The organism is Halobiforma nitratireducens JCM 10879, assembly GCF_000337895.1.
Lineage (GTDB): Archaea > Halobacteriota > Halobacteria > Halobacteriales > Natrialbaceae > Natronobacterium > Natronobacterium nitratireducens.
In genome coordinates, this window is the sequence record NZ_AOMA01000126.1 from 1 (window position 1) to 26,840 (window position 26,840).

Here is a 26,840-nt window from a genome sequence, read left to right on the forward strand (position 1 = left end):
CCTTTTCGTTCACTCAACAGCCGACGCTAACGTTCAAAGCTGAGTAACATATTTATCTATTGCTCCGACTTCGTGACTGTCGTCCCTCACGAACTCGACGAGTCACCGACCGGTATCCGTGCCGAACACTCATCACGTCGGCTGGACCACTCGAGACGGGGCCGGTTCCGCCTCGAGTGTGTCGACGGCAGCCTCAAGTGTGACAGTTCCTAAGACTGGACGTGACTCTTTCACAGGCAGTGGATCGACGGAGTGGAGCCGTGCCGCCCCGACAGCGATCGACGTCCACGGGAGGGGGATTGTGAGCACCGATCCGACGGTACTCGTCGCGGGCGGCGGTGCGACGGGTGCCGGCGTCGCCCGTGACCTGGCCCGACGGGGCGTTTCCGTGATGCTCGTCGATCGGGACGGCCTCGCCAGCGGGACCTCCGGCCGATCCCACGGCTTGCTACACAGCGGTGCCCGCTACGCCGAGGCCGACCGCGACAGCGCCCAGGAGTGTCTCCGGGAGAACCGGATTCTCACGGAGATTGCAGGCGCGTGCGTTCGCGAGACTGGCGGGCTGTTCGTTCGACTCGCCGAAGACGACGCCGACTACTTCGAACGAAAGCTCGAGGCCTGCAAAGCGGCCGGCATCGAGACGGAACGATTGAACGGCGAGGAGGTCCGCGAGCTGGTGCCCAACGTCTCCGACGAGGTCGTCGAAGGGTTTCGCGTTCCCGACGGCGTCGTCTATCCCTCGCGACTGGTCGCCGCGAACGCCGCCGACGCCGAGGCCCACGGCGCGACCGTCGCTCCCGACGCGCCGGTCACGGACGTGACCGTCGCCGAGGGCGAGATCGACGCGGTCGAGGTCGGGGGAGCCATCGACGAGACGGTGAGACCCGAAATCGTCGTCAACGCAGCGGGTGCCTGGGCCGGCCGCCTCGCGAAGCTGGCGGGCGCTACGGTGGAGATGGCCCCCTCTCGCGGCGTGATGGTTGCCGTCGAGTACGACGACCTCGGCCCCGTTCTGAACCGGTGTCGAGACCCGGACGACGGTGACATCGTCGTTCCCCACGACGGACAGGTCGTTCTCGGCACCACGAGCGTTCCCGTAGACGACCCCGACGACTACGAACGGGCCGACTGGGAGGTCGAACGGTCGGTGAGCGAGTGTGCGGCCATGCTCCCGTCCGTCGCCGACGCACCGACCGTCCGGACCTGGTGGGGGGTCCGTCCACTGTACGCTCCTGACGAGGCCGGAACGGATCGGCGAGGCATCTCTCGAGGGTTCGCCGTGATCGACCACGCCGACGAGGCCGTTTCGGGGCTCGTCAGTGTCGTCGGTGGAAAGCTGACGACGTACCGCTGGATGGCAGAAGTTGTCGCCGATACCGTCTGTGACCGTCTGGGAATCGACGCCGAGTGTGAGACTGCCGTCCGAAACCTCCCCGGTGCCGACGATCCGGACCGACTCGACGAGTTCGTCGAGCGGTACGGGGGCGCGAATCCGACCGATGTCGATGTCGTCGACCCGTCGGCCGCGCCGACCGACTCGAGAGTCGACGAGTGAGCGGTTGCACGGACGGCGTGTCGCCGGTCCTGATGCGTTCGTGCAGTGTGTGACGACGGGCCGATCGGTGTTCGACGGGTTCGGCGTGGGCCTCGCAGTATGAACGAGCGGAAGGCCGAAGAGCATCCCACACCGACGTATCGACGAGATGAGTTCGTACGTCGGCGTCGACTGGGCCTCGAAGGGATGGCTCGCCGTCGAAACTGACGGCCAGGACTGGACGGCCACGATGCATCCGTCGATTCACAGCGTCTGGTTCGAACACCGGGACGCGGCGTCGATACTGGTCGATATCCCGATCGGGTTACCGTCGGATCGGCGGCGTCGGTGCGATCGAGAAGCAAAGGAGTTCCTCGGATCGGCACGAGCAAGCAGCGTCTTCTGGACCCCCTGTCGCGCCGCCGTGGAAGCCGACAGCTACGATCGGGCCGCCGAAGCGAACGAGGAGCGTCGCGGTGACGGGCTCTCGAGTCAGGCGTGGGGCATCGTTCCACGGATTCGGGAAGTCGACCGTCTCCTCCGGGACGATCCCGAAGCGACGACGGTGATACGCGAGTCACACCCGGAGGTCTGCTTCGCCGCATTCAGAGGTGGTGATCCACCAGGCTCCAAACAGAGTGAGACCGGGAAAGAAGAACGTCTCAGGTGTCTCGAACGAGTGGACGACACTGTCAGCGGGGTATTCGGCGAGTTCGTCGCCAGACACGTCGACGGGGTGTCTCCCTGGGCACGACGAATCGGTAAGTCGAACCGTGACGACTTGCTAGACGCGATGGCGCTTGCCCTCACCGCGAAACTCGGTGGCGGCGAGTTCGATACGTTCCCGACCGACCCGCCGACGGATGACAACGGATTGCCCATGGAAATCGTCTACGTCGACCCGTAGAACAGCGGTTACTCCGGGGTCACCGACACCGCGAACGCCGTCGTCCTCGAGGTGTCACCCGGATGGACGCGCGACTCGCTGGCCGATCATCGACGCCCGATTCCCACTGAACCGAGCGAAAAGGACGGGTCGGTCGTCGTACTCGAAGCGCCGCGATCGCTCTGGAACGGGTCAGGCCGGGACTTCCTGGTCGGTACTGGGTTCCGTTTCGACCCGTTCCGCGAAGCCGTAGTTCGGGAAGGTTTGGGTCACCCGGACTTCGACGGTGTCGCCGGGTTCGGTTTCTGGAACGATGAGTACGTACCCGCGGTCGACTCGCGCGATGCCGTCTCCCTGATCGCCGCGGTCCTCGACATCGACGGTGAGCCGTTCCCCTTCCGCTACGGGGGGTGTCGACTGTTGATCCGCACTCCGATCCTGGTCGCGCGCCTGTGTCTCTGTCTCGGTCCCGGCCCGGGCTGTCCCGCGTTCGTCGTCGGGATCGCTCGGCCGTTCGACGCTCACTCGAATAACGTCACCCTCCGAGAGAGTACCGTATTCGATCTCCGTATCGGGGATTTGAACGACGTACTGTCCGCTCTGCTGTTCTATCTCACCAGTGAATTTACAGATCAAATCCGATGAATCGTCAGTCATATCAATCACGACATTCTCGTGGACGCTCTCGGTTGTGAAGAGTGTCCACCCACCATGTCTGAATATCCCACTCTAACTTAATAGTATGGGTGGGACGCAGCACTTACCGAGAGACGCGCCGACGGACTCTCGTCCCCAAAACGCCGGAAACTGCCGCTCGAGACCGTCACGAGTGAGAATAGTCATCTCAGTGACGCCCGAGCGTCCGAACCGGTGGGCTTATGGCTGCCCTGACTGAATGGTCAGTTGGCGAGGGAGGAAAGTCGTTGCTCCATCGAACACGCCCACATCGAATACGCCCATGCCCACTGTCTCTCTCGCCGACTGTCTCGGTCGCACCCGACTGAACAGCGACGAGTTGACCTCGACCGACGCACCCGCGGTCGAGGTCCGTTTCTCTTTCGACGGGCCGGCTCTCAGGGACCCAGAACTGTCGTCACTCGATCGGTTCCGAACTACCAACATCTAACCCCTTGCAGCGGACACGTTCCCGTCATGGTCGGAGAAGCACGCGATCCGGACGGGTCGAGCGGCCCTCTCGAGGGGATCACCGTCGTCGACGCCTCACAGGTCCTGGTCGGTCCGTTCTGTACGATGCAACTGGGCGATCTCGGTGCTGACGTGATCAAGATCGAACGCCCCGGAACGGGCGATCAGACCCGGGGGTGGTATCCCCCACGATTCGGCACGGACGAGACCGACGGCGAGGACGACGGCGCGGTAAGCGCCTACTACGCGAGTGTCAACCGGAATAAACGGTCCGTCACGCTGAACCTCAAAACCGAGGACGGGCGGGAGATACTCCGTGAACTCGTGGCGGACGCCGATGTCTTCGTCGAGAACTTCCGTGTCGGTACGCTCGAGGAGTGGGGGCTCGGCTACGAGGACCTGCGAGCGGTCAACGACGATCTGATCTACTGCTCGCTGTCAGGGTACGGTGAGTGGGGACCGTATGCGGAGAAGCCGGCCTACGACCTCATCATGCAGGCCGAAGGCGGGTTGATGAGTATTACCGGTGAGGAGGGTCGAGAGCCGGTACGCGTCGGCGTTGCGATCGCCGACATCGGTGCCGGGATGTACGCCGCACAGTCGATCCTCGCCTCGCTGTTCCACCGCGAGTTCCGTGACGCAGGTGGCCAGAAGATCGACGTCAGTCTCTTCGACGGCCAGGTTGCCTGGATGTCCTACATGGCCACGAACTACTTCGCGTCGGGCGAGCCGCCCGAACGGATGGGGAGCAAACACCCGACGATCGCACCCTACCAGGCGTTCCCGACCCGTAACAGCTACGTCGTCGTCGCCGCGGCCTCGGAAAAGCTCTGGCGGAACCTCTGTCGTGCCCTCGAGCGTGAGGACCTCGTCGACGACGACCGGTTCCGGACCAACGCCGACCGCGTCGCGAACCGGGACGAACTCGAGGGTCTCCTGCGGAGCGAACTCGTCGAGTACGAGATCGATCCCCTCCTCGAGCGACTCGAAGCGTACGACGTGCCGGCACGGAAGGTCCACGACATGGCGGATGTCTTCTCGCACCCGCAGGTCGAAGCTCGCGGGATGCAACGGGAAGTCGACCATCCGACCGCCGGAACGATCGAGATGCCGGGGAGCCCGATGCACCTCTCCGAGACGCCCACGACGGTTCGCCGTCACCCGCCGAACCTGGGCGAGCATTCGGCCGACGTACTCGGGGAGCTTGGCTACTCGGAACGGGAGATCGAGGCGCTACAAGAGGACGACATCATCTGAACGGGCCGGCGCTCTCGCCCGCGATTGCGGCGAACAGTTATCCGGACGGCCGATGTAGTTCGGCGTATGTACCGTGCCATCCTCCCCGAGGGACAGATTTACTGCGAACGGTACGAACAGGGCGAGAAAGGCATCGAGCTGCTCGACGAGAACGATCACCTCGTCGCGTTCGTCCCGTACGACAACCTCCACGCGCTGGTCGACGAGGAGGTTTACTCCGAGGACGATCGATCGATTATGTAGCCAGGATCGACGGTTCGATCAGGTGGCCGGGGTCTGGTCGATCGCTTCCAGCTGTTCCCGGTATCTATTCCTGACCGTTACGACGGTCGTCTGTGCCGTTTCGGCGACCGCTCGCTGCGGGATCGTCTCGTCACAGAGCAACCCAGCGGCGTAGATCGCGGCTGCCGCGAACCCCGTCGGCGACTTGCCGGAGTGTAACCCTTGCTCGGTGGTTCGGTCGATGATCTCGACGGCTTTCGTCTCGATGTCCTTGCCGACGTCCAGTTCGGAACAGAACCGAGGGACGAACTGACGCGGGTTCGTCGGCTCGAGGTTGATATCGAGTTCGTCCGCGATGTAGCGGTAGGTGCGCCCGATTTCGCGCTGGTCGACCCGTGAGACGGCCGTGACCTCCTCTAGACTACGGGGAATATCTTCCTTTCGGCAGGCAGTATAGAGCGCACTGGTCGCGACGCCCTCGATCGATCGTCCGCGGATGAGGTCCTGCTCGAGTGCACGCCGGTAGATGACGCTTGCAGTTTCCTTGACCGGGTTGGGGACGCCGAGCGCGCTGACCATGCGGTCGATCTCCGAGAGAGCGTACTTCAGATTCCGTTCGCCCGCGTTCTTCGTTCGGATACGCTCCTGCCAGACGCGCAGCCGGTGGATCTGTCCGTGCTTCTCGGCGGACATCGATCGGCCGTTAGCGTCCTTGTTCCGCCAGTCGATCGTCGTCGTCAGGCCGCGGTCGTGCATCGACTGGGTCAGCGGTGCGCCGACGCGTGAGAGTTCGTCGTGTTCCTGGGCGTTGAACGCTCGCCACTCCGGCCCGTAATCGATGGGGTCTTCGGTAAGGACGAGGCCACACTGTTCGCAGACGCGTTCGCCGCGGTCGGGGTCGTGCACGATCGTCTCGGTCTCACAATCGGGACACAGCTCCGTCTCCCGTTCACGTTCTTCCTCCGAACCCCGGTGACTGGTTTCACTTCTCGCGTGGTCGATGATGGGCTGTGTCATCCGTATCGTCGTGAAATCCTGCAGGCATTGTAAGGGGGTAACATGGTTTCGCGGGAAACCCCGACTTACCAGTCGGCACGTGAGAGTGGAGAAAGATCGGCACGGACCCGACGCCGCTCGGCGGGTTCGGTTCGGGTCTCGCGCCGACGCCGTGTCCCATCGGTCGTCTCCGGGCGAAGCGAGTGCGCCGGTCGCTTCGGCCCGTCAGTTCGTATGGGAATTGGACACATGAATCGTACCGATCGTTCCGTCGAACGCGCGTCGTAAATCGAGGGTTCACCGCGTAAATACCGCTTTCGCTACCGAACCGTGGCTCGAATTTATGTCGTTGGAGGCAAACGTTGGACTAGTGCCTCGTTGCCGATCCGTCACTCGCCCGCCATCGATACGCCGTCGGCTGCCCTGCCGTGGCCGTGATCCTGTACGTCACGGATACGCGACCCAAATCGCTCGATACCGTCCCGCCGCAGCCGAAAGAGAGAACCGCTGGAAACGACGGCCGCGACCTCACTCGAGCGGCCGACAGCGAAGCCGGTCCGTACCGGCTTTGCAGCGGGTGCGAAACGTGACCGTGCTTAAGAGTGTCTCCGTTGGTGTACAACTTGGTGTGTCAATCGTGACTGCGAATCGCCGTTTGGACGTACAGCGGTCGTCGTCGGGCCGAACCCTCGGCGACGTTCTCGACCGCACACGGTGGCGACGCCGGACGCCGTCCCCGAGTCCGGCCGCCGGAGGGCCGCGATAATGTCGTCGATCGATACGTCGCTTCCCGACGAAATCGCCTCTTCCGTCGGCGACGAGGAGGACGACGAGCGGCTCTCGAAGGACGTCATTTTCGAACTCCTCAAGAACCGACGCCGACGGGAAGTGCTCGCTTACCTGCTCGAGGCCGAAGAGACCGTCACGCTCGGCGAACTCGCCGAGCAGATCGCAGCCTGGGAGAACGATACGGAGGTCAACGCGCTCAGTTCGGATCAGCGAAAGCGCGTCTACGTCGCCCTTTACCAGACCCACCTTCCGAAGATGGACGACGCAGGGATCGTCGAATACGACCAGGACCGCGGGCTGATCTCGCTGTCGGACAACGCCGATCTCCTCATGATGTACCTGGATACCGAATCGCATCAACAGGATCGGTGGGACCGGTGGTACGGCGCGCTCAGTGCGATCGGGGTGGTTCTGGTCGGCGGCGCGTTCCTCGGCGTCCCGCTCCTGTCGGCAGTTCCGATGGTCGGGCTCGCCGGTGGCATCCTCGTCGCGCTCGCCTGCTTGACCGTCGCTCATGCGACCGCTAACCGTCGCCAGGAGCGAAACGTCGGCGGAAAACTGGATCGAATCGAGTAACGGACAGTCTCGCGTCGCTTCGCGGTTCTGGTCCGCCGCCAGCCACGACGGGAAACTCGATACGAGTCCGACCCGACCCCCGTTTTGTTCTCCTCCTTGCCGCGCTCACCGCCGAGCCACAGGTCTCGCTCACAACGCTACGTGTCAGGCGTCGGATCGAATCCATCGGCAACTTCGTGGAGACCGATGAGACGGTATTGATCCCCTCGAGAGAGCCCAACCGGTACGTGGGTTCCGTCGTTCGTCCCGAGCGCCGCCAGTTGGAGACGACAGCGACTCCAGAGAGGAACGACCGGCACCGACAGAAACGTTCAGGAAGGACTTTTAGTCATGCCGCTCGTATCGTCGAACGGCTCCCGGCGACCGTCATCCAGTACCGGAGCAGTTCGCGTGCCAGCTTGCTGTTCCAGGCGCGGGAGCCACTTTTCATACTCATCGGAAACGGCAGCCACAGCAACTGTGCCCGCGCCGGCGCTGCGTGACGGCCGACTCGGTCGAATTCGAGCAAACGTATCGAGCGGCGACCGTTATTGGTCGCGTGCGTTGTACTGAACGTCGACCGACGCGTCCCCGAGCAGCGTGAAACTCTCGAAACCGCCGTCGAACCAGTATGCCTGGCGTCCGCCGGCGACGACCCCGCGGACGACGCCGTCCTCGTAGACGCGTTCGTCGTCGATCGTGAGCTGGCAGAACGTCGCTTCCACGACCCGTCCCTCGACTTCGAAGGAGTAGGTCGTCGGCTCCTCGGTGTCGGTGCCGTCGATCAGGATCGCGTGTGGCAGTAACTGGTCGTCGCCGTACTCGTCGGGATCGATCTCTTCCCCGTCGACGGTGACGACGGCGTCACCCTCGATGATCGTCACGTCCGTGATCGCGCCCGAAAACCGGAACGCCTGACTGCCGTCGGTCACGGAGCTTTGGACCGTCGATCCGGAGATCGTCGTCGCTTCGTCGTCGGGGTCCTCATCGCCGTCGAACTCGATCGTCCCGTCGACCGTGATCTCGAAACTCGTCGGCTCGCCCTGGCCTTCGACCTCGAGCGTGTGAGGCAGTTCTTCCCCGTACTCGTCGGGGTCGATCTCTTCGCCGTCGAGCAACACTGTCGCCGGGCCGTCGACGGTCACCGTCTCGAGGTCGCCGTCGAACCGGAAGGCGTCTTTCCAGTCGGCGACGATGCCGTGGACGGTGCCGTCCTCGATCTCGGTTTCCTCGTCGATGGTCGCGCCGTCGTGGGTCGTCGCTACTACGTCGCCGTCGACGACGAACTCGTAACGGCTGACATCCGAGTCGTCCCCGTCGAACAGCAGCACGTGGGGGAGTTCCTCCTCGTCGTCGCCGCTGCTTTCCTCCTCACGATCCGGGTTCGAGTCGTCGGCGTCGCCCGTCGCTGCCTCGCGGGCGGAGGTCGGGACGCCCTCCGGAAGCCCGAGGCCGGGCGAACTCGAGACGCCCGAACGGCGGAGGCCGCCGCCCTGGACCCGTCCTCGAATCGCTCCCCCGGACATTCGCGCGGAGCCACTACCACGCATGACTGCCGCATAGGGGTACGAGCCGGCGGCGAATTCGGAGTCCGCGATCGAGACTGTACCGCCGGGCCAGACCCACAGCGGTCGCCCGGAGTCCTCGACGTAGCCGCCCCAGCCGGGACCGTAGTCCGTACCGTCGTTGTACGCGACGCAGTCGACGATTTCGTCGTTGCCACCGGCGATCCGGAACGTGGAGACGCCGTTGTTCTTTCCGAAACAGTGCTCGAAGCGGGCGGAGCCGCCGTAGGCGGTGTTGGAACAGTAGAAACCGTTGTTGGGGTATCCCTGAACGTTACAGTGGCGGAACGTGACGTTGCAGTTGGCGTTGCGGTGCATGAAGACGGCACCGGGGCCGTGGGTGTGGGTCCCGCCTTCTTTGGTCGACCCATCACCGAGGTAGACGTTCTCGACGAGGACATCGCCACTCGTTGCGGTGATCGAGATCATGAAGCCGCTCCCGCGGTGGAGCCCCTCGAACCCGACGTTGCGGATGACCGAGTTGCCACCCTCGACGACCAGCGTGACCGTGTTTCCGGTCGTGAGATCGATCAGTTTGTTCTCGAACGTCTCGCCCTGGCCGATCGTGATGACCTGGCCGCGGGCGGTAATCTCCTCGTACTCCTCGTCGGCGCTTGCGGTGCCGGGGAGTGTCGCCGCGGCGGCGGCCGTCGTCACGCCGGCCAGTTTCACGTACGACCGTCGATCGAGTAATCCTTTATTACCGTCGTCGCTTGCCGTGTCGACGGCTCGTTCGCCGGTCGCTCCCGACTCGCCGTCGCCGGCTGATTCGTCGTCCAGTACCGAAGGTTCGCGTGCCATGTATCCAGTAATTCGGAACTACCGGCATAAACTTTCTCCTTAATTAAGTATAAAATTTACTGATTTACATAACTTACATACAGTTCGTTCATAGAATTTTTAACGTACGTGTTCGGTCCAAAGAGTGGGAACCGAGAGCCAAGACGACGGTAATAACGTATTACCGAACCGGCGGGGTAGCCACACGCTGTTCTCGTAAACGTAACCAGTAATTACTGCTAGGCAGCGACCTCTCGAGTCGCGTCCCGATCGTTTTACCGGGCGAGTCACGGTCTATTAGCCCGTTGCATGTGCAAAATTAGTTGATGCTTGGTACCCGGATGTGGGCATTAGTAGCCAACCCTGTTCAGAGAAACCTGCAACATCATCTGGTTTTTGGCCCTAATTTCGAAAGCGTGCAACAGGGTATCTATAGTAGCCACTGCACGTCAGTGCACACCCATCGCCAGACGGGTCGGCCATCAGTGTGCAAATCGTTGCAAAAGCCAAGCGGTAGTCCGGAGGAGTTCCGGCGATCGAAAACGAAAAACGAAGCGAACTGTGCCGGGCCGAAAGCGATCAGCGGGGGACCAGCGGGGGGCGGCTCGTCGATGGCCACCGAGACGGAGATGCGGTTACAGCAATCCCACCACGGAGTGCTGTGTGCAGCAATCCCACCACGGAGAGCTGCGTGTGCGTCAGCGGGGTATGGCTCGTCGCGTCAGTTTCCGGAAGCAGCTTCTTCCGGGCTGCGCGGAACGCCGTCGGGGACGAACGCGTCGGGGTCCGTGCCGACGCCGTCCTCGAGATGGACGGTCGATCCGGCGTTCTCCCCGATGCCGGCGACGTCGTCGTAGTCAGTGTCGGTCACGACGACCTCGGTCGGGTTGCCGTTCGCGCCGGCGTCGATGGCGACGTTGTGTCCGTTCATCTCGATCTGGCAGTCCTCGACCTCGACCGTCCCGGGAGCCCAGGCCCAGATACCACGGCCCTGGTAGTCCGAATCGTCGACGTAGACACTCGAGTTCGTCACCTTGCTCCCCTCGGTCGCGAGACGGAAGTGGGAGACGTAACAGTTCGCGGCGAAGCTGCTGTCGACGTGGATCGTTCCGCCGCCGGCGTTACCGGGCGCGGACGCGTAGATGGCGTTGTCCGCGAACCCCTGGATGTTGACGTTCTCGAAGTCGATGTGACCGGCGTGGTCGGGATCGACCCAGAACGCGGTCTGGCCGTGACCGCTCGAGCTACCGTTGCGGCTGTCCGAACCGTCACCGAGGTAGACGTTCTCGACGGTACTCGAGCCGGTCGGGTCGGAGTCGGAGACACCGAACGTGGCCGACCCGGTGCCGGACGTGTTTTCCCCCTTGAAACCAACGTTCCGGATCGTCCAGTCGGTGCCGTGTGCGGTGATGATGATGTCATCGCCGGTCGTCATGTCGATCAACTTGTTTTCCCAGGTCTCACCGGACTCGAGGGTGATCGTCTGTCCTTCGGCTTCGATGACCTCGTAGTCGTCGCTGTCGTCGGCCGCCGCAGTGCTGGCCGCACCGAGCGACGTCGCGGCAGTTGCGACGGCAGCCAGTGAGCGAACGTAGTTACGGCGGGTTAATCCGTTGTTACGGCCTGCAGTCGGAGATGAGTCCGTCTCGGACGTACGGGGATGCTGCGCCATACACTTGCGTAACTCCGACTTACACCTATAAACTTTTCCTTGGTTACATCGGTTAAATTTACAGATATAATTCGTATCAGTGCTGTTTCGATCACAATTCGTTCGTTTTCGTTCACGAAAATACGAACGAAGAGCGGTGCAAAACGGTACCCGCAAGCAGATATTTTCCGAGTAAATAGTCTATTACTCCCGCGAGAAGGCTGCTACAGTCGATTCTCGGAACAAGAGCTGACGACTCGAGCGAGGACAGCTCCCGTCGGATAGCCGGACTATCGTCCACGAATGGGGCTCAGAACACGATTACCGATCCCTCGAGACCAGGTCGGTCCGACCGGAGCCGAGATGGCCGGTGAACCGTTCCCCGATCCGTCGACAACTGCGATCGATACGTTGTCACCCACCGTCTGTTGCAGTCGCTCGTCCCATCCCGACGGATCGATCGGCCGTCGTGTAGGCTACTGTCAGTCACTCCCGGAGCGACCGGACACCGGCTCGCGGTCGCTCGGGTAGACAGGCACAGCAGACGGACGATATGGGTCGGGTACCGATTTCCGGACAACTGCGACCCGGACGACCTGGAGCGGGCCGGCAGGCTGGACCGGAACTGACGGGCAGTAAACCGTATCAGCCGTCTTCGCCCGCTACCGCGTACATCTGGAACTCGTCGTTCGAGATCACTTTGTCGGCCTCGGGAGTCGTCTCGAGTCCTGCAAGCGCCGCCTCGCTGTAGTACAGTTCCTGGTAGACGCCGATCTCGCGCGTGAGATCGTACTCCGTCGCGATCAGGTAGTAATCGGTGCCGTGGTACGCGCCAGTGTAGTTGCCCTCCTCGAACGCTGCCGGATCGACTTCACCGGTCTCGATCGTCGCGCCGCTCAGGGTGGCCTCGCGCTCGAGGCCGAACAGCGCGTGGTCGTAGCGGAACGGGTCGTAGCCGAGCCCGGCGTGGGAGTGGTCCTCGGTCGCGTGCTCGAACCCGGACTCGTAGCCGCTGAACTTCTGGTCGGTGACGTGTTGTCCGGGGCTGTAGATGAGCGCCGACGCGAAGACGGTTAGCAGCCCGAGGACGAGACAACCGGCGAGCAGCAGGGCGACGACGGTAGTCGCGCCGGGTGTCGTGACGTACCGGGCGAGGCCGCCGGCGAAGTGTGCGACTGCGATCCCGGCCAGGATCGTCAAGATCACGTAGATGAACCCGATCTGGCGGAACGCCATCGTCGGGGTACCGACGAAGTAGACCAGCAAGATCCCGCCCAGTGGGATCAGCCCGAGGGCGAGATAGTTGACGAATGCTGCCGTCTCCCCGTCCGTGCGGGTCCAGCCGAGCCACAGCGCCAGCACGAACAGACCGACTAGCAGACCGACGATCGCCGCGTCGAGGAACATCGTCACGAACAGTTCGCCGAGGCTGCCCCCGATCTCGGCGAGCGACGCCTCGCGCTGGCCGACCTCCGCGCCCGCACCGATGTCGTCCGTAACGAGCCCGTAGACGAGACCGGAAACCGCGTCTCTGAACCGCGCGTTCGAAACCGACCAGACGAGGAAAAGCGCGCCGAGCACGGTCGCGTGGGCGTACGCCGTCGGATGCTCGAGCATCGGGTGCTCGTCGAAGCGAACGCGGGCAAGGTACTGCACCCCCGCGATTGCGGCGACGAGCACCACGACGTTGATCATCTGCTGGGGGTGGATCAACAGGAGGGCGATACCGCTCACGTAGACGAGGACGCTGAACGGCGAGAGCCCGAACGGGAGTCGTTCGATCGCTGCCCGACGACGGAGGTACGCGACGACCGCGAAGACGACGGCCGGAACGAAAAACAGCGCGACCGAGTTAGTGTGGACCCCCATGTGGGTCGCGACGTTGTTCACGGGCAACACCATCCACGAGACGATCGCACCGAACCCGACCGCCGCTGGGTCCCCGCTAACGTTCCGAACGACCAGTGGAACGAAAATCAGGAACGGAACGAAGAGGACGACCATCGTCAGCAACAGGGCGCGCTCGAGCGGAATCCCGCCGGCCTCGTGAAATGCCGCCCCTAGCGAATGTACCGCGGGGTAAAACAGCGAGTGGGGGTCGAGTTCGCCGGCGACGATGTCTCGCGTCCAGCCCATGTGGGTCATCGCGTCTCCCATGCCCGAGAACCGGTAGTTCCGGAGCACGGGAAGCGCGACGATGGTAGCGACCGTCGTCGCGCCGAGGGCGATTCCGATCCCCTGGTATCGGCCGCGACAGGCGATCGCGGTGCCGGCGGCGATTGCGATCGCGAACGCGAACGCGACCCACGTCGCTTCCGGGGTACCGACGTAGACCGACGGCTCGTAGGCCGACGCCGGATTCGCTCGGGCGACGAGTGTGCCAACGGCGAGGGCGAGAAAGCCAACTGCGAGGGTGCCTTCGAGGAGTGCCCGTTTCATCGTACCTGATCCGTCGATCTGCGTTCGGACGGCTCTGCGTCGCTACGCATCTCTTCCTCAACCCTCGCCGAAGCCGAAGTTTGTTATTCGGATCATATCCGATGGGGCCTGTGACGGTGGTTCTCGAGGAAGGGACCGGTCGGACGCCGAGTCCACGTTGCTGGTTCCGTCCATCGCGGTCGGCGTCCCAGGCCGGACGATCGACGGCGTACGACCTGCCTATCCCCACACAGCCGCAGCTACGGCATCCCTTCGGCGGTGAAGCGAACACAACGGTACCGATCATTTTTGGTGACGGTCGTGATTCCTCGAGTCGATCCCACAGTATGTCAGCCATCGTCATCGACGGGCTTTCCGTCTCCGCCGACGGCAGGCGTCTCGAGTGTGACGTACGCCCGCGAGGGGACGTCCGACGGTTCTTTACCGGGAAGCCGTTCGCGGTCACCTACGATCGACCGATCGCGGACGTCCCGGACGGCGTCCTGGCGATACCCGCACTCGCGAACGTCTGTCCGGTCGCGTGGGCAAGCGGCGCGGACGTCTACGTCGACGAAGTCGACGCGACGTTCGCCCGGGCGCTCGAGGACGTTGCGGACGTGCTCGACTCGATGTACGACTTCGTCGAGGGCGGTGAACTGTACGCACGTCGGACCATCGATCCGAAGCCCGACACTCGCGGCGAGAGTGCCCTCCTGTTTACCGGCGGGGTCGATTCCACGTGCTCGTACGTCCGTCACCGCGACGAGGAACCGATCCTCGCGAGTATCCGCGGCTGGACGATCACCCCCGATCCCGACGACGACAGGGACTGGAACGACCTCCGCGAACGCGTCTCGTCGTTCGCCGACGATCGCGGGCTCGAGACGGCGTTTCTCGAGACCAACGCCCTCGAAGCCCTCGATCACGCGATGTTGCTGGCCCACTACCGACACCGGGTCGACGGCTCCTGGTACAGCTCCGTAGGTCACGGGCTCGGCCTGTTGGGACTCTGTGCCCCGATGGCGTACGCTCGCGGCGTCGAGGACCTGTACGTCGCCGCGACCCACTGGGACGGGGTCGACCTCGAGTGGGGATCGTGTCCGGAGATCGACGACCGCGTCCGGTGGGCGGGTACCCGCTGTCACCACGACGGGTACGGCCTCACCCGGCAGGAACGGGTCGACGTCATCGCCGACTACGTCGAGCAGGCGGCCCCGACCCTGGAGTTACAGACCTGCAACCGCCGGATGGACGGCAACTGCGGCGAGTGTGAGAAGTGTTACCGAACAGCCGTCGGGCTCCGGCTCTCGGGACTCGATCCGACGGCTCACGGCTACCCGTTCTCTCACGAGGAGTACGACGAGCTCCGGCGGGCAATGGAACGGGGGAGGTGGGAACTCGGCGAGGACGAACGCTACATGTGGGCCGATATCCGGGACCGGGTTCGCGAGACGGAGCCGACATCGGCGGCGGAGCGACGGTTCTTCGAGTGGCTGATCGCGGCCAACCTCGAGGAACTCGTCTCGGCGGCGGAGTCGCCGCTGTCCCACCGACTGCTCAGAGCGGGGGCGCGAAACGCGCCCGCGAGCGTATACAACGTCGCCTATCCGACCTGGAAGTCAATCCGCTCGGGTCTCGAGCGAGTCTCGCGATGATCAGGACTCCGGGGGCGAGTCGTCATCGTCCGAGCGGGTTCCGCTCGTGGTCGTGGAACCGTCCCCACCGTCGTCTTCACGTTTCGTCTCGCCATCGTCGATGTCGATCTCCAGTGGGTCAGCCGCGTCCGCGATCTCCGCGTCCCTGCCGCGGTCGTGTTCACCTTCTCCCTCGTCCCCGCTGCCGACCGGGAGTTTGGTCCGGAGATCGGACGCGAACGACTGGACCTGATCGACCAGGGTCTCGACCTCCTCCTCGAATCGCTCGACGGACCGTTCGACGTAGTGGACACGTTTCGAGGGAATCCGGCGGACGATGTCGTGTCCCTCCTCGTCCTCGTCGGTCTTGATGATCCAGTGATCCTGAAAGTAGGCGACGTGTTCGTTCGGAACCGTCTTTCGCACCGTCCCCTCGTCGGGTTCCTCGTAGACGATGGTCGCCTCGCCCAGATCGCGCTCGAGTTCGAGATCGTCGTCGACCATACGGATCGAACGCCGACGAGTAAGGAAGAACCAGTGCTTGCACGACGGAGGTGTTGTAGTCGTGGCCACGGTCGAGGTCGTGGTGACGGTGGCCGTCACAGTCCCAGTCACCGACCAGTACGGAGTCACAGAGAGATGGGACTGTCCGGAGAGACCGAACACTCGCGGAGAACCAGGTCACTCCATGTAGCCGAGTCCTTTCAGCCGATCCTCCACGTCGTCGAAGTCCTCGTCGACCTCGCTGTCGGTCGCCTCCCTCGAAACGTCGGATCGCCTGACCTTCGTCGTCGCGGGGGTCGCCTCCGAATCGAACGCGTCGAACAGGACCCTCCCGTCGGCGTTCTTCGGCACTGGCTCGCCGATTCCGTGCAGCAACGTTGGTGTGACGTCGACCACGCGAGCGCCTCGCAGCGTCGCACCCCCCTCGATCGATGGGCCACGACAGAGGACGATCCCCGCGCTGCGGTGGCTCGCCGCGTACGTCCCGGTGTCACCGAACGGTTCGTCGGTGATCGCGTTCCGAGATTCGTAGCCGTCGATCCCGTTGACAATCAGGTCCGGCGACGAGTCGTCGGTCGGGAACAGCTCGTCGCCGTCGTACACGTTGAGCAACTGCGTGCCGTCGGCGTCCGTGACGGACTCGAAGACCTCGGCGAGCTCTGCCTTGAGTTCGGGCACGTCGTCGGGGTCGACGATCCCCTTCTCGAACCGTTCGGTGTCGTTGATATAGCAGTTGCCGGCGTCGTGAACGAACGCCCTCGTCCGCTCGTAGTCGACGTCGTAGAGCGCGTGGTCGCCGGGAATCTGTTCGGCAACCGTATCCAACAGCCGGCGAGGGAGCTTCGAGACGAGCATCTCCTCGGAGATGCCGACGCGCTGGAGGGCCTCGCGAATGCGGTTCCGCGAGATGCCGAGACTCGCGAGCGCACCCCGGGTCCCCTCGTCTTCCCGTCTGAAGAGGTATCCCTCCCGCTCGAGGACGTGGTTCACGTAAATCAGCTCGTGGATCGGCCCGAACCCGTGGTCCGAGACGACGTAGAGGTCGGCGTCGTGACGGTCGGTGTAGGCCATCACTTCGCCGAGAACGTCGTCGAGGGATCGATAGTGCTCGAGCAGCCGGTCCATATCCCAGATGAGGTGCTGGAACCGGTCGGGCGCGGTGTAGACGAAAAAGAACAGTCGCCAGTCGTCGCCGGCCCGTTCCATCTGGAGGCTCATCAGCTGCCGTCGGTTCTCGAGCATCTCCTCGACGGCGACCTCGAAGTCGTCGAGTCGATCGGCATACTCCGGGTAGTCGAGGCTGATCTCGTAGTCGGGAATCCGCCCCTCGATCTCGTCTTCGAGGTCTGGTGGGTGCGTAAACTCCTGGTCGGTCGAGGGAGTCATCATGCCGGTCACCATCGTCCCGTCGATCTCCCTGGCGGGGAAGGTCATCGGAACGTTCCCGACGTGGGCCGGCGAGACTTGCTCCCACAGGGGTGGCTGTCGCACGTCACGGCTCGTATACATCTCGTGAGAGTATTCGGGTGAGAGGTTCTGGAACCCGTATATCCCGTGCTTGTCGGGCCAGACACCCGTCGCGATCGATGGCCAGGCAAGCGGCGTCGTCGGTGGGCTGGTGCTCTCGAGTGGGCCCGAGGCCCCCTCCGAGCGCAGCCTCGCGAAGTTGGGCAGTTCGCCCTCGTCGCTCCACTGCTCGATCAATCGCCACGGTACGCCGTCGAGACCGAGGACGAACGCTCGCTTCGACGTGTGGGAAGATCCGCTCATAATTGCGAGAAACCTGCTGTCGTGGACGTACCTCGATGGACGCTTTGTTATAGAGACCGTTCAGTCCGCTCGTCCGACCAGCCGATCGCCGTTCGATCGTCCTACTCCGGCGGCCACTGGATGGACGGACTGTTCGCCGCGGTTACCGTCGGCTCGGCCGACAGTCCCCGAGTGCGGAGCTATCGGTCGGCCAACCCGTCCGACGATACCGACGGATCGTGACGAACCGCCGCGTGGGCCGCGACGCCCGCCTCGAGCGGGTCCAGCGGGGCACCCGCGGGCGAACGAGCCGTCCTTGCCATCGAAAGGCGATCAATAACAAAACCGCTCGATCCACTCTCCTCCGAGTATGCTTTCCGGTGGTGGGTCTCGTGACTGCGGGTAGCGTCGTTCTCTCGCTCGACGCCGAGCTCGGCTGGGGCTTTCACGACCTCGATCGGCCGCCCGTCGATCGCGTCGAGTCCGGCCGTCGCGGCTGGCATCGCATGCTCGAGTTGTGTACGGAGTACGACGTGCCGGCGACCTGGGCGGTCGTCGGACACCTCATGCTCGAGTCCTGCGACGGCGTCCACGCCGAGCACCCGGCACCTCCCGGCTGGTTCGCCCGGGAGCGAGGCGAGTGGGCCGATCGCGAGGATTTGCGGTTCGGACCCGAACTCGTGACCGAACTCCTCGAGTCGCCCGTCGACCACGAACTCGCGAGCCACTCGTTTTCCCACGTGCTCTTCGATCGGCCGGAGACCGACCGGAGGCTGGCCCGCGCGGAACTCGAGCGCAGCCTCGAGATCGCCGCGGACTGGGGGGAGTCGATAGAGACGTTCATCTATCCGCGAAACGCGGTCGGACACCGGGACGTGCTCGCGGAGTGTGGGGTCACCACGTACAGGGGTCGTTCGCCGACGTACGACGGGGTTCGCGGTCTGTTCGACTCGACGGTCCGGTCGCGATCGATGGTCGTCGAGCCGACCGTCGACGAGTACGGGCTGGTCAACGTGCCGGCGTCGCTGTTCCTGTTCGGGTTCGAGGGGCCGGTTCGAACCGTCGCGGAGTCGATCTGGGAGGACCCGATGGTCGTCCAGGCCCGTCGTGGAATCGACCAGGCGGTCCGGAACGGTGGCTGCTTTCATATGTGGCTTCACCCCAACAACCTGACCAGGAAACGGGACGATCGCCGCATGCGGGCGATCCTCTCCTATCTCGATCGTCGCCGCGCCGAGACCGACCTTACTGTCGAGACGATGGGGGAAATCGCCGGTCGACTCGAGGTGCCACGCGGCGTCGACGGCGGGACGGTCGCGGCCGACGGCGGGACGGGAACGGCTGGCGACGACTGACTGGTTCTTTCTCGCCGGCCCGCCGAAACGCTCCCGTTGAGCGACCCTACGAACGTAGTCCGACCGATCGAACACTCCACGGGAACGGCTACTCACCCCCTCGAGTCTGTACGACGCCGATAACAAAGCCTGCCCACGATACCCTCTCTGTCAGATGCTTTCGTCACCGCTACCGTTCAGCCGGCGGACCGACTCGAGTGCGCTCGAACTCGGCGTGCTCGGAGTCGGCAACATCGGCATGGTCCACCTGAAGTCGGCGCGGGCGATGGACGGCGTCGAGGTCGTCGCCGCCGCCGACGCCGTCCCCGAAAACAGGGAGCGTGCCGAACGGGCCGGCACGCCCCGGACGTACGACGACTACGCGACGTTGCTCGGGTCGGAAGACCTCGACGCCGCTGTCGTCGCGCTCCCGCCCGTGCTCCACCTCGAGGCGGTCGAACGGGCCGCCGAGGCCGGGGTCGACGTCTTCGTCGAGAAACCGCTCGCCCGATCGGGTGCAGAGGCCGAACGGCTGCTCGAGACCGCTGCCGATGCGGGGATCGCCGTCGGTGTCGACCACACGCTGCGCTATCAGCCCGATATCGCCGGTGTGGCGGAGGAGTACGCGGATGGCACGGTCGGACACGTTCCGTACGCGACGATGACCCGACTCAACGACGGCCCGCTCGGCCGTCCGCCGATCGAGACCGCGCCACCTTCGTGGCCGCTCGATCCCGACGCGGCCGGCGGCGGCTCCCTGCTCGAGCTCGGGATTCACTGTTTCGACGCCCTCGAGCACCTGTTCGGCGAACTCGAGGTACGGAGTGCAGCGACAGATGCCACGCTCGAGTTCCCGGTCGAGGACGCGGCGACGGTGCTGTTGCGGGCACCCGAAACGGGAACGACAATCACGCTGCACTGTGGCTCCTACCAGTGGGAGGAACTGCCGGAGGTGAACACGCGGCTCCGGCTCGAGGGCGTGACCGGGACGATCAGCAACCAGGATCACCTGCCGGGGAACTTCTACGCGGACGCGGCGAACGAAGCACTGACGAACGTCGCGAGCCGCGTCACCGACGCCGAGCCGACGGTGTTCGGGCCGACGTTCTATCTGCAGGCCCACTACCGCGCGCTCGAGGACTTCTGTGAGGCCGTCCGTTCAGGCGAGTCGCCACCGATCGACGGCGAGGACGGGAAGCGGACGCTCGAACTCGCCGAACGGGCGTACGAACTGGCCGCGACAGGAGACGACCTCGCAGACGCCGAGGAGGGCGACGAGCGTGACGACGATACGGAGACGGAACCGGAGGTGAGCGTATGACGAGCGGTGACGGACCGGTTCGGTTGACGACGATCGAGGACGGTCGTGAATCCGCGACGGGGACGGGAGCCAGCGACTCTCCAGCCGGCTGGACTCCCGATGTCGAACAGCGGCTCGCCCGCCTCGAGCCCGCCGTCGCCGCCTTGCTCGCGAACGGGCCGACGCTCCCCGTCGACGCCGAACGGGTGGTCGTCGTCCCCGACACCCACTATCCGTTTCATCCGTCGACCGGCATGGTGACCGATCCGGCGGTCGTCGCCGCCGTCACCGCGGTCCTGCGACGGGACCGTCCAGGGGTCGAACTCGCCGTCGCGGGAGCGAGCGACGAGTACCTGCCATTCGACCGGACCACCGAGTACCTCGGGTATCCCGACGCCCTCGAGCGGGCCGGCGTCGACGCGGACCTCGTCGATCTCGCGGAAGACCGCCGTGTCCTCGAGCCGGTGGCGGTCGGTGACCGGTCGACCGAGCTTCGGGTCCCCCAGCGACTCGCGGACGACGCCGTCGTCGTGGTACCGACGTTACGACCGACCGAGAGCGGCCACGTCGCCGGAGGGATGCGAACCCTCGCGAGACTCGTCGGCGACGGCGCGTCGGGTGTCGGAGCTGCTGCCACCGAGGAGCCGACGACGATCGTCGGCGCAGTACAGGCGGTCGAGCCGGCGTTCTCGGTACTGGACGCCGCGACGGCCTACGGTGGTCGAACGCGGGCCTCCGACGTGCTCCTCTCGGGCCCGCCGGCCGCCGTCGACGCCCTCGGTGCGAGCCTGCTCGAGCGCGATCTCGCCGAGGATCGGGCACTCTCGGCCGCGTTCGAGGGGCGCGAGCTCTCGATCGACGTCGAACCCGTCGGGGACCCACCGACCCTCGAGACGCTTCGTGAACGGACGCCAGACGGCGAGTTGCCGCCCTCGGACGAGACCCATCCCGCGGTCTCGGTGGCCTATCGGCTCTACGCCGCGGTCGGGGGCGACGCCGTGCCGCCACAGCTCGAGGCGAGACGATGACGGGAGCCAACGCGGAGCCGACGAGCGATACAGGAAAGACCGCGGCCGTCACCGGCGCGACCGGCTTCCTCGGCACCCACCTCTGTGAGCGGTTACTCGCGGAGGGGTGGGACGTACACGCGCTGTGTCGACCGAGCTCCGACCGGGGGCGGCTCGCCGGCTCGAGTGTCGAGTGGTACGTGGGCGACCTCTTCGACGGACCGACGCTTCGCTCGCTTGTCGACGGCGCGGACGCCGTTTTCCACCTCGCGGGTGTCGGGCTGTGGAGTGCCGATCCCGACACCGTCCGACGGGTCAACCGCGACGGAACCGCCAACGTCCTCGAGGCCTGTCGAGCCTGTGACGGCGACACGGGTCGTCTCGTGTTCACCAGCACGGCCGGGACGCGACGGCCGCGAGACGGCGACGAGTTCGCCGACGAAACCGATATCGCGGAGCCGATCGGTGCCTACCAGGAAGGGAAAGCCGCCGCCGAGCGGTTGCTCGATCGCTACGCGCGGACCGGTGGTGGCGACGCCGTGACGGTCCACCCGACGTCCGTGTTCGGTCCCGGCGACGAGTCCTTTACGCCACAGTTGCTCGCGATGGCCCTCGAGCCAACGATGCCGGCTCACCTCCCCGGCGGGCTGAGCATCGTCGGCGTCGACGACGTCGTCGACGGACTACTGCTGGCTTACGAGAACGGCAGGTCCGGCGACCACTACATCCTCGGCGGCGAGAACCTCACCTACGAGGCGGCGGTCGACCGGATCGCCGACCACGCCGACGGCACGGCAGTTCGCTCGCGGGTCCGTGTTCCGGCGACCGCGGTCCGTGCGGCCGGTCCCGTTGCGGAGACGGTCGGCGCGGTCACGAACCGCCACGTCTTCCCGTTCAGTCGGGGGATGGCCCGCCTGGCGACCAGCCGGCTGTTCTACACCTCTCGAAAGGCAAACAGGGACCTCGGCTACGAGTACCGGCCGCTCGAGACACACCTCCCGGAGACGATCGAGTGGTACCGCAAGGAGGTCAGAGGGTAACCCCTCCTGACAGCCTCACGGACCGAGTGTACGGTTCCGATTACAAAGCCCGGAGCGCCCCTCTACGAAGGCGATGCGGATTCTGATCTTCGCGAACACGCCGGCGCACGTCCACCTGTATCGACACGCCGTCGATCGGCTCGAGGAGGCGGGTCACGACGTGCTCGTGCTGACACGCGAGTACGCCTGTACGACGGAGTTACTCGAGTTCTTCGGCCTTCCCTACCGTCCCTACGGCGAGCACGACGTAGCTGCGACCTCGAAGCTGGCGATCGGCCGCGAACTCGGTGGGCAACTCGGGACGATCGTCCGTGAGACGGTTCGGTTCCGTCCCGACGTCGTCTTCGGACGCGGACCGTACGCGGCCCTGGCGGGAACGGTCTCCAGGGCACCGACGGTCCTCGTGCTCGACGACGAACCGGGAGAGTTCAACCACACCGCGTCGCGGCCGTTCGCCGACTGTATCCTCTCGCCACGCGTAACGCGACGCGAGCTGGGAGCGGACCACTACACCTTCGACGGCTTCAAGGAGTGTGCGTACCTCCATCCCGCGGTCTTCGATGTCGATGGCGCTGTCCGCGAGTATCTCGGGGTCGATCCGGACGAGCCGTACGCCCTGGTCCGGTTCAACGCCCTCGACGCGCTTCACGACGCCGGCCTCGAGGGGTTTACGGGCCGCCAGCGACGGGACCTGATCGAGCGACTGAGCGATCGCGTGACCGTCTTCGTCTCCGACGAAGGCAACGAGATGGACCTCCGGGAGCTGCCGGCGCGCCCGTACGACCTCCACCCGGCGCTGATCCACGACGCAATGGCAGAGGCGTCGCTGTTGCTCGCCGACACCGGAACCATGGTCACCGAAGCGGGACTGCTCGGAACGCCGGCGCTGCGCTACCGGGGCACCGACGACCACGAGTACGGCGAGTTCCGGGAACTCGAGCGGGTCGGTCTCGCCGAGCAGTTCGACTCCTACGAGGCCGTCCGGGACCGTGCGCTCGAGTTGCTGGCCGACGATAGTGCCGACGAACGCTGGCAGCGCCGCCGACGGACGTACGTCGGCGATCTCGTGAACCTGACCGAGCTCCTGGTGGAAGTGGCGGAAGCCAGCGGCGATCTCGAGGCGCTAGATCGGTCTTCGCGGGCGGCGTTGCGTCCCGCGTCGGCGACGCGGTCACCCGACACGTCGGGGTGATTGCGCGGCGAACGCGGACGCATACGGAACGCTGTAAGTTACTTTCGGCGCGACCGGTCTCCTCCTGCGGTCCCGCCGGTAAATCGTGACAGCACTCCGTCTCAGTCGAGGGGCCGGTTCGGCTCGGTTCCGTCCGTCGCCGACGGCTCGGGTGCGGAGTCACGGCTGGACTCCATTGCAGGTGCCGACGCGGACGGGGTGTCCGCTATCGATTCCGGCTCCGGCTCTGACTCCGACTCTGACTCCGACTCCACCGACTCGTACTCGTAGCGGGTCACCTCGAGGTCCGCACTCTCCTCGGCATCCATCCGGATCGCACCGCCGAGCGAGACGACCCCGAGCAACAGCGTGGCGAACGAGGCGACGGTCCCGGCGAACGCGTCCTCACCCTGGACGCGCCGACGGAGCGAGCCCGCCAGTCCCGCCGAACCGCCCGCTATCCCGGCCGTGCCAGCGCCGTAGAAGACTACCGCCGGATGGAACCCTTCGACGACGTATCGGCGCTTGAGCCGCCACAGAAAGCTCCGCAACAAGAGGAGGGAGACGAACCGGACGAACGGAACGTACCGAATGCTGCTCTCCTCCTCGCCGTAGACCGCCGACATGGCAACGTCCGCGACGCGAAAGCCCGCGACGTTCAGATGCGTGAGTACGTGATTGAGGAAGCCGTACTGGTCCGTGATCGCCTCGAGGTCGAGTTCCTCGATCGCCTCCCTCGAGATGGCGGTGTAGCCGTTCTGTGGGTCGCCGATCGTCCAGTAGCCCGAGGCGAACTTCGAGAGGCCGGTGAGCATGGCGTTGCCGACGAAGCGAAACGTCGACATCCCCTCGCGGTCCTCGGGAGACAGCAGGCGGTTCCCCTTTGCGTAGTCGGCCTCGCCGGAGACGACGGGGTCGACGATCCGGTCTAAGACATCGGGGTCCATCTGGCCGTCCCCGTTCATCACCGCGACGACGTCTATGCCGTCAGCCGCGGCGCGGCGGTAGCCGGTCTTGACGGCCGCACCGTAGCCGCGGTTCTCGTCGTGACGGATGGGGACGACGCGTCGCGCGTCGCCGCCGTCGGCGATCGCCAGTTCGGATTCCGGTTCGGTCGACTCGTTGATCCGGTCGGCGACACGGGTGATCACCTCCCAACTGTCGTCGGGGGAGGCGTCGTCGACCGCGTAAATCCGATCGACGAACTCCGGCACCGTCTTGATCACCCGTCCGACGAACGACGCTTCCTCGTAGGCCGTGACCACGACCGCGATGGAGTTACCCTTGTACATCGTTTCCTCCGTCGGTTCTGCTGGCTTCGACTTCGGTCGGCTCGGCGCTCGGGGCCCGTCTCTCGCGTCGATCGTCGCCGTCGGTTCCCGTTCCGGAGCCCGGCCGCGGGGGACGACCCGACGCCGATCCCGCCAGCGTGTACTCGCGGTGTGAGGTCTCGGAGAGGTCGAGGGCGTCCCTGCCGTCGACGACCACCATCGGCTCGAGGTCCGTCCACTCGATACGGTCGAACGCCTCGTGAGGGGTGACGACGACCGCGGCGTCGAACGATTCCGACTCGAGGTCGTCGATCCCGACGGGACGAGCACAGTAGTCGGCCGGATCGACCAGGGGGTCGACGCCTGCCACGTCCGCGCGTCTGTCGTGCAGTTCGTCGATTACGTCGAGCGCGGGCGACGCACGGGTTTCCTCGACACCCGGCCGATAGGTGAGCCCGAGGACGACGACAGAGGCGTCCGCCAGGTCGATCCCCTCGGCCGCGAGTTCGCGCTCGAGGCGGTCGACGACGACGGTCGGCATCGCGTCGTTGCGCTCTCGGGCGGTTCGAACCACGTTCATCGGCTCCTGGGCCTGTGACAGCAGGAAGTGCGGGTAGTACGGAATGCAGTGACCGCCGACGCCCGGGCCGGGATCGTGCAGCTGACACATCGGCAGGTCGTTGGCCGTCCCGATCGCCTCGCGAACGGAAATCTCGAGGCCGTCCGCGAGCCGACCGAGTTCGTTCGCCAGCGCGATGTTGACATCGCGGTAGACGCCCTCGAAAACCTTGACGGCCTCCGCGGTGGTCGCGTCGGAGACGGGGTGGACCTCGTTGTCCGTGATCTCGTCGTAGAGCAGGCTCGCGGCCCGGGTGCTCTCGTCGTCGATCCCGCCGACGACCTTCGGATACTCGCCGCGGATGTCACGTAACGCCGTCCCCGACGAGGTGCGTTCCGGACAGAACGCGAGCCCGAACTCGTCGGATGCGAGACCGCTCTCGGCGGCCAGGTGGGGCTCGAGTACGTCGCGGCAGGTGCCCGGCGGCAGCGTCGACTCGGCGATCACCAGGTCACCCGGCGAGAGCCCTGCAGCGATGTCGTCGGCGACGGATTCGACGGTCGAGAGGTTCGGCTCGTTCTCGTCGTCGAGCAGCGTCGGGACGATGATCACGTGGACCCGGGCTCGTTCGGCCGCCGCCGGGCCGTCCGTGGTCGCCTCGAGTCGGTCCCGTTCGACCTGATCGGCGACGAGGTCGTCCAGGCCGGGCTCACCGACGACGTGGCTCTCGCCGGCGTTGACGGTCTCGACCACGCCGGGATCGACGTCGACGCCGGTCGCATTGCCCGTCACCTCGGCGTAGACGGCTGCAAGCGGCAGCCCCATCTTCCCGAGGCCATAGATCGCAGTCGGCACGTCGCCCTCGAGCAGGCGGTCGCGCTGTCGGTCCGCGGAGTGCGACGAGTCGTAGAGCGAGATGGGGTCCGACGCACCGCTCATCGGATTTCCACCTCCGGTTCCTGCTCCCGTGTTCGGCCCCCGTCGACCAGCGAGTCGATCGTCAACACCGTCTCGAGAGCGTCGATTCCGTCCTCGGGTGTCACGTCAGGTTCGGTCCCCGTCCGAACGGACTCGACGAACGACTCGAGTTCGTGTCGCAGCGGCTCGCCGTTGTCGATTCGTGGTCGTTCGACGACGCTCTCGTGACGGTAGCGGTTCTGTCCCTCGTCGTTGACGTACTCGGGATAGGAGTCGCGATGGATCAGCACGGACTGCTCGAGGAAGTCCACTTCGACGAAACACTCCCGTGCAGTGACCGAGAGCTTCCGTACTTTCTTCTGGGTGACGCGACTCGCCGTCAGGGACGCGACGACGTCGTCGTACTCCATCGTCGCAGTCGCGTACCGGCCGTCACCCGTCCCCATGGCCGCGACCGAATCCGGTGACCCATCCAGCAGCGAACCGACGATATCGACATCGTGGACCATCAGGTCGAAGACGACGTTACCGGGCGCAGTGCGATCGATCGGCGG

At 65.1% G+C, this 26,840-nt stretch carries 22 protein-coding genes; 11 read left to right on the forward strand and 11 right to left on the reverse strand.

Annotated features, from left to right (window positions below; genetic code table 11):
* The first annotated feature begins 301 nt into the window (after positions 1 to 301).
* Both C446_RS12645 and C446_RS12650 read left to right on the forward strand, forming a co-directional pair.
* Positions 302 to 1,555: an FAD-dependent oxidoreductase gene (locus C446_RS12645; RefSeq protein WP_006673504.1), complete on the forward strand. Its 1,254-nt coding sequence runs from the start codon at positions 302 to 304 to the stop codon at positions 1,553 to 1,555.
* Between the two features lie 148 nt (positions 1,556 to 1,703).
* A complete protein-coding gene (locus C446_RS12650) occupies positions 1,704 to 2,441 on the forward strand; it encodes a DUF429 domain-containing protein (RefSeq protein WP_006673505.1) in 738 nt (245 codons plus the stop codon).
* A gap of 171 nt (positions 2,442 to 2,612) precedes the next feature.
* Here C446_RS12650 and C446_RS12655 read toward each other — a convergent pair whose 3' ends face one another.
* Complete coding sequence (locus tag C446_RS12655; RefSeq protein ID WP_006673506.1) at positions 2,613 to 3,077, reverse strand: TRAM domain-containing protein; 465 nt, start codon at positions 3,075 to 3,077, stop codon at positions 2,613 to 2,615.
* Between the two features lie 495 nt (positions 3,078 to 3,572).
* On the opposite strand from C446_RS12655, the gene C446_RS12660 reads away from it, so the two are divergent.
* Complete coding sequence (locus tag C446_RS12660; protein WP_006673507.1) at positions 3,573 to 4,823, forward strand: CaiB/BaiF CoA transferase family protein; 1,251 nt, start codon at positions 3,573 to 3,575, stop codon at positions 4,821 to 4,823.
* 66 nt (positions 4,824 to 4,889) lie between these two features.
* Positions 4,890 to 5,066, forward strand: a complete 177-nt coding sequence (locus C446_RS19355; protein ID WP_006673508.1) for a hypothetical protein — start codon at positions 4,890 to 4,892, stop codon at positions 5,064 to 5,066.
* 18 nt (positions 5,067 to 5,084) lie between these two features.
* On the opposite strand, the gene C446_RS12665 is transcribed toward C446_RS19355, so the two are convergent.
* Positions 5,085 to 6,062, reverse strand: a complete 978-nt coding sequence (locus C446_RS12665) for a transcription initiation factor IIB (RefSeq protein ID WP_006673509.1) — start codon at positions 6,060 to 6,062, stop codon at positions 5,085 to 5,087.
* 744 nt (positions 6,063 to 6,806) lie between these two features.
* Here C446_RS12665 and C446_RS12670 point away from each other — a divergent pair.
* Positions 6,807 to 7,406, forward strand: coding sequence for a DUF7344 domain-containing protein (locus C446_RS12670; RefSeq protein ID WP_049920216.1), 600 nt, complete (start codon positions 6,807 to 6,809; stop codon positions 7,404 to 7,406).
* Between the two features lie 527 nt (positions 7,407 to 7,933).
* On the opposite strand, the gene C446_RS12680 is transcribed toward C446_RS12670, so the two are convergent.
* The 3 genes from C446_RS12680 to C446_RS12695 form a co-directional block, all read right to left on the reverse strand.
* Positions 7,934 to 9,751 carry a hypothetical protein gene (locus C446_RS12680; protein WP_006673511.1) on the reverse strand — a complete coding sequence of 606 codons (1,818 nt, stop codon included), beginning with the start codon at positions 9,749 to 9,751 and terminating at the stop codon, positions 7,934 to 7,936.
* A 700-nt stretch (positions 9,752 to 10,451) separates the two neighbouring features.
* Positions 10,452 to 11,402: a hypothetical protein gene (locus C446_RS12685; protein WP_006673512.1), complete on the reverse strand. Its 951-nt coding sequence runs from the start codon at positions 11,400 to 11,402 to the stop codon at positions 10,452 to 10,454.
* Between the two features lie 624 nt (positions 11,403 to 12,026).
* Positions 12,027 to 13,820: a hypothetical protein gene (locus tag C446_RS12695; protein ID WP_006673514.1), complete on the reverse strand. Its 1,794-nt coding sequence runs from the start codon at positions 13,818 to 13,820 to the stop codon at positions 12,027 to 12,029.
* Positions 13,821 to 14,146: 326 nt separating this feature from the next.
* Between C446_RS12695 and C446_RS12700 the strand changes: the two genes are divergently transcribed.
* Positions 14,147 to 15,454 (forward strand): hypothetical protein, encoded by a 1,308-nt coding sequence (locus C446_RS12700; protein ID WP_006673515.1) that lies wholly within the window; start codon positions 14,147 to 14,149, stop codon positions 15,452 to 15,454.
* Here C446_RS12700 and C446_RS20055 read toward each other — a convergent pair whose 3' ends face one another.
* The 3 genes from C446_RS20055 to C446_RS20290 form a co-directional block, all read right to left on the reverse strand.
* The gene (locus C446_RS20055) at positions 15,455 to 15,937 is read right to left on the reverse strand and encodes a hypothetical protein (protein ID WP_006673516.1); all 483 of its coding nucleotides are present in this window, start codon (positions 15,935 to 15,937) and stop codon (positions 15,455 to 15,457) included.
* 177 nt (positions 15,938 to 16,114) lie between these two features.
* Entirely contained in the window at positions 16,115 to 17,707 is a 1,593-nt protein-coding gene (locus tag C446_RS12710) for an alkaline phosphatase family protein (protein ID WP_006673517.1), read from the reverse strand.
* 179 nt (positions 17,708 to 17,886) lie between these two features.
* The gene (locus C446_RS20290) at positions 17,887 to 18,009 is read right to left on the reverse strand and encodes a hypothetical protein (RefSeq protein ID WP_275039914.1); all 123 of its coding nucleotides are present in this window, start codon (positions 18,007 to 18,009) and stop codon (positions 17,887 to 17,889) included.
* A 60-nt stretch (positions 18,010 to 18,069) separates the two neighbouring features.
* Here C446_RS20290 and C446_RS12715 point away from each other — a divergent pair, with 60 nt between their 5' ends.
* The 5 genes from C446_RS12715 (at position 18,070) to C446_RS12735 (ending at position 23,559) form a co-directional block, all read left to right on the forward strand.
* Positions 18,070 to 19,041 carry a polysaccharide deacetylase family protein gene (locus C446_RS12715; RefSeq protein WP_006673518.1) on the forward strand — a complete coding sequence of 324 codons (972 nt, stop codon included), beginning with the start codon at positions 18,070 to 18,072 and terminating at the stop codon, positions 19,039 to 19,041.
* A 154-nt stretch (positions 19,042 to 19,195) separates the two neighbouring features.
* The gene (locus C446_RS12720; protein ID WP_006673519.1) at positions 19,196 to 20,341 is read left to right on the forward strand and encodes a Gfo/Idh/MocA family protein; all 1,146 of its coding nucleotides are present in this window, start codon (positions 19,196 to 19,198) and stop codon (positions 20,339 to 20,341) included.
* Entirely contained in the window at positions 20,338 to 21,348 is a 1,011-nt protein-coding gene (locus tag C446_RS12725; RefSeq protein WP_006673520.1) for a DUF362 domain-containing protein, read from the forward strand. Before C446_RS12720 ends, C446_RS12725 begins: the two co-directional genes overlap by 4 nt.
* A complete protein-coding gene (locus C446_RS12730) occupies positions 21,345 to 22,367 on the forward strand; it encodes an NAD-dependent epimerase/dehydratase family protein (RefSeq protein ID WP_006673521.1) in 1,023 nt (340 codons plus the stop codon). The genes C446_RS12725 and C446_RS12730 overlap by 4 nt, the downstream gene beginning before the upstream one ends.
* Positions 22,368 to 22,440: 73 nt before the next feature.
* Positions 22,441 to 23,559 (forward strand): DUF354 domain-containing protein, encoded by a 1,119-nt coding sequence (locus tag C446_RS12735; RefSeq protein WP_006673522.1) that lies wholly within the window; start codon positions 22,441 to 22,443, stop codon positions 23,557 to 23,559.
* Positions 23,560 to 23,660: 101 nt separating this feature from the next.
* Here the strand turns inward: C446_RS12735 and C446_RS12740 are convergent, their stop codons facing one another.
* From C446_RS12740 to C446_RS12750, 3 genes are all read right to left on the reverse strand, one after another.
* Positions 23,661 to 24,830, reverse strand: coding sequence for a glycosyltransferase family 2 protein (locus C446_RS12740; protein ID WP_006673523.1), 1,170 nt, complete (start codon positions 24,828 to 24,830; stop codon positions 23,661 to 23,663).
* A complete protein-coding gene (locus C446_RS12745; protein WP_006673524.1) occupies positions 24,817 to 26,307 on the reverse strand; it encodes a nucleotide sugar dehydrogenase in 1,491 nt (496 codons plus the stop codon). Before C446_RS12745 ends, C446_RS12740 begins: the two co-directional genes overlap by 14 nt.
* A partial coding sequence (locus C446_RS12750) for a Gfo/Idh/MocA family protein (protein WP_006673525.1) occupies positions 26,304 to 26,840 on the reverse strand: 537 nt, incomplete at its 5' end. The genes C446_RS12750 and C446_RS12745, both read right to left, overlap by 4 nt.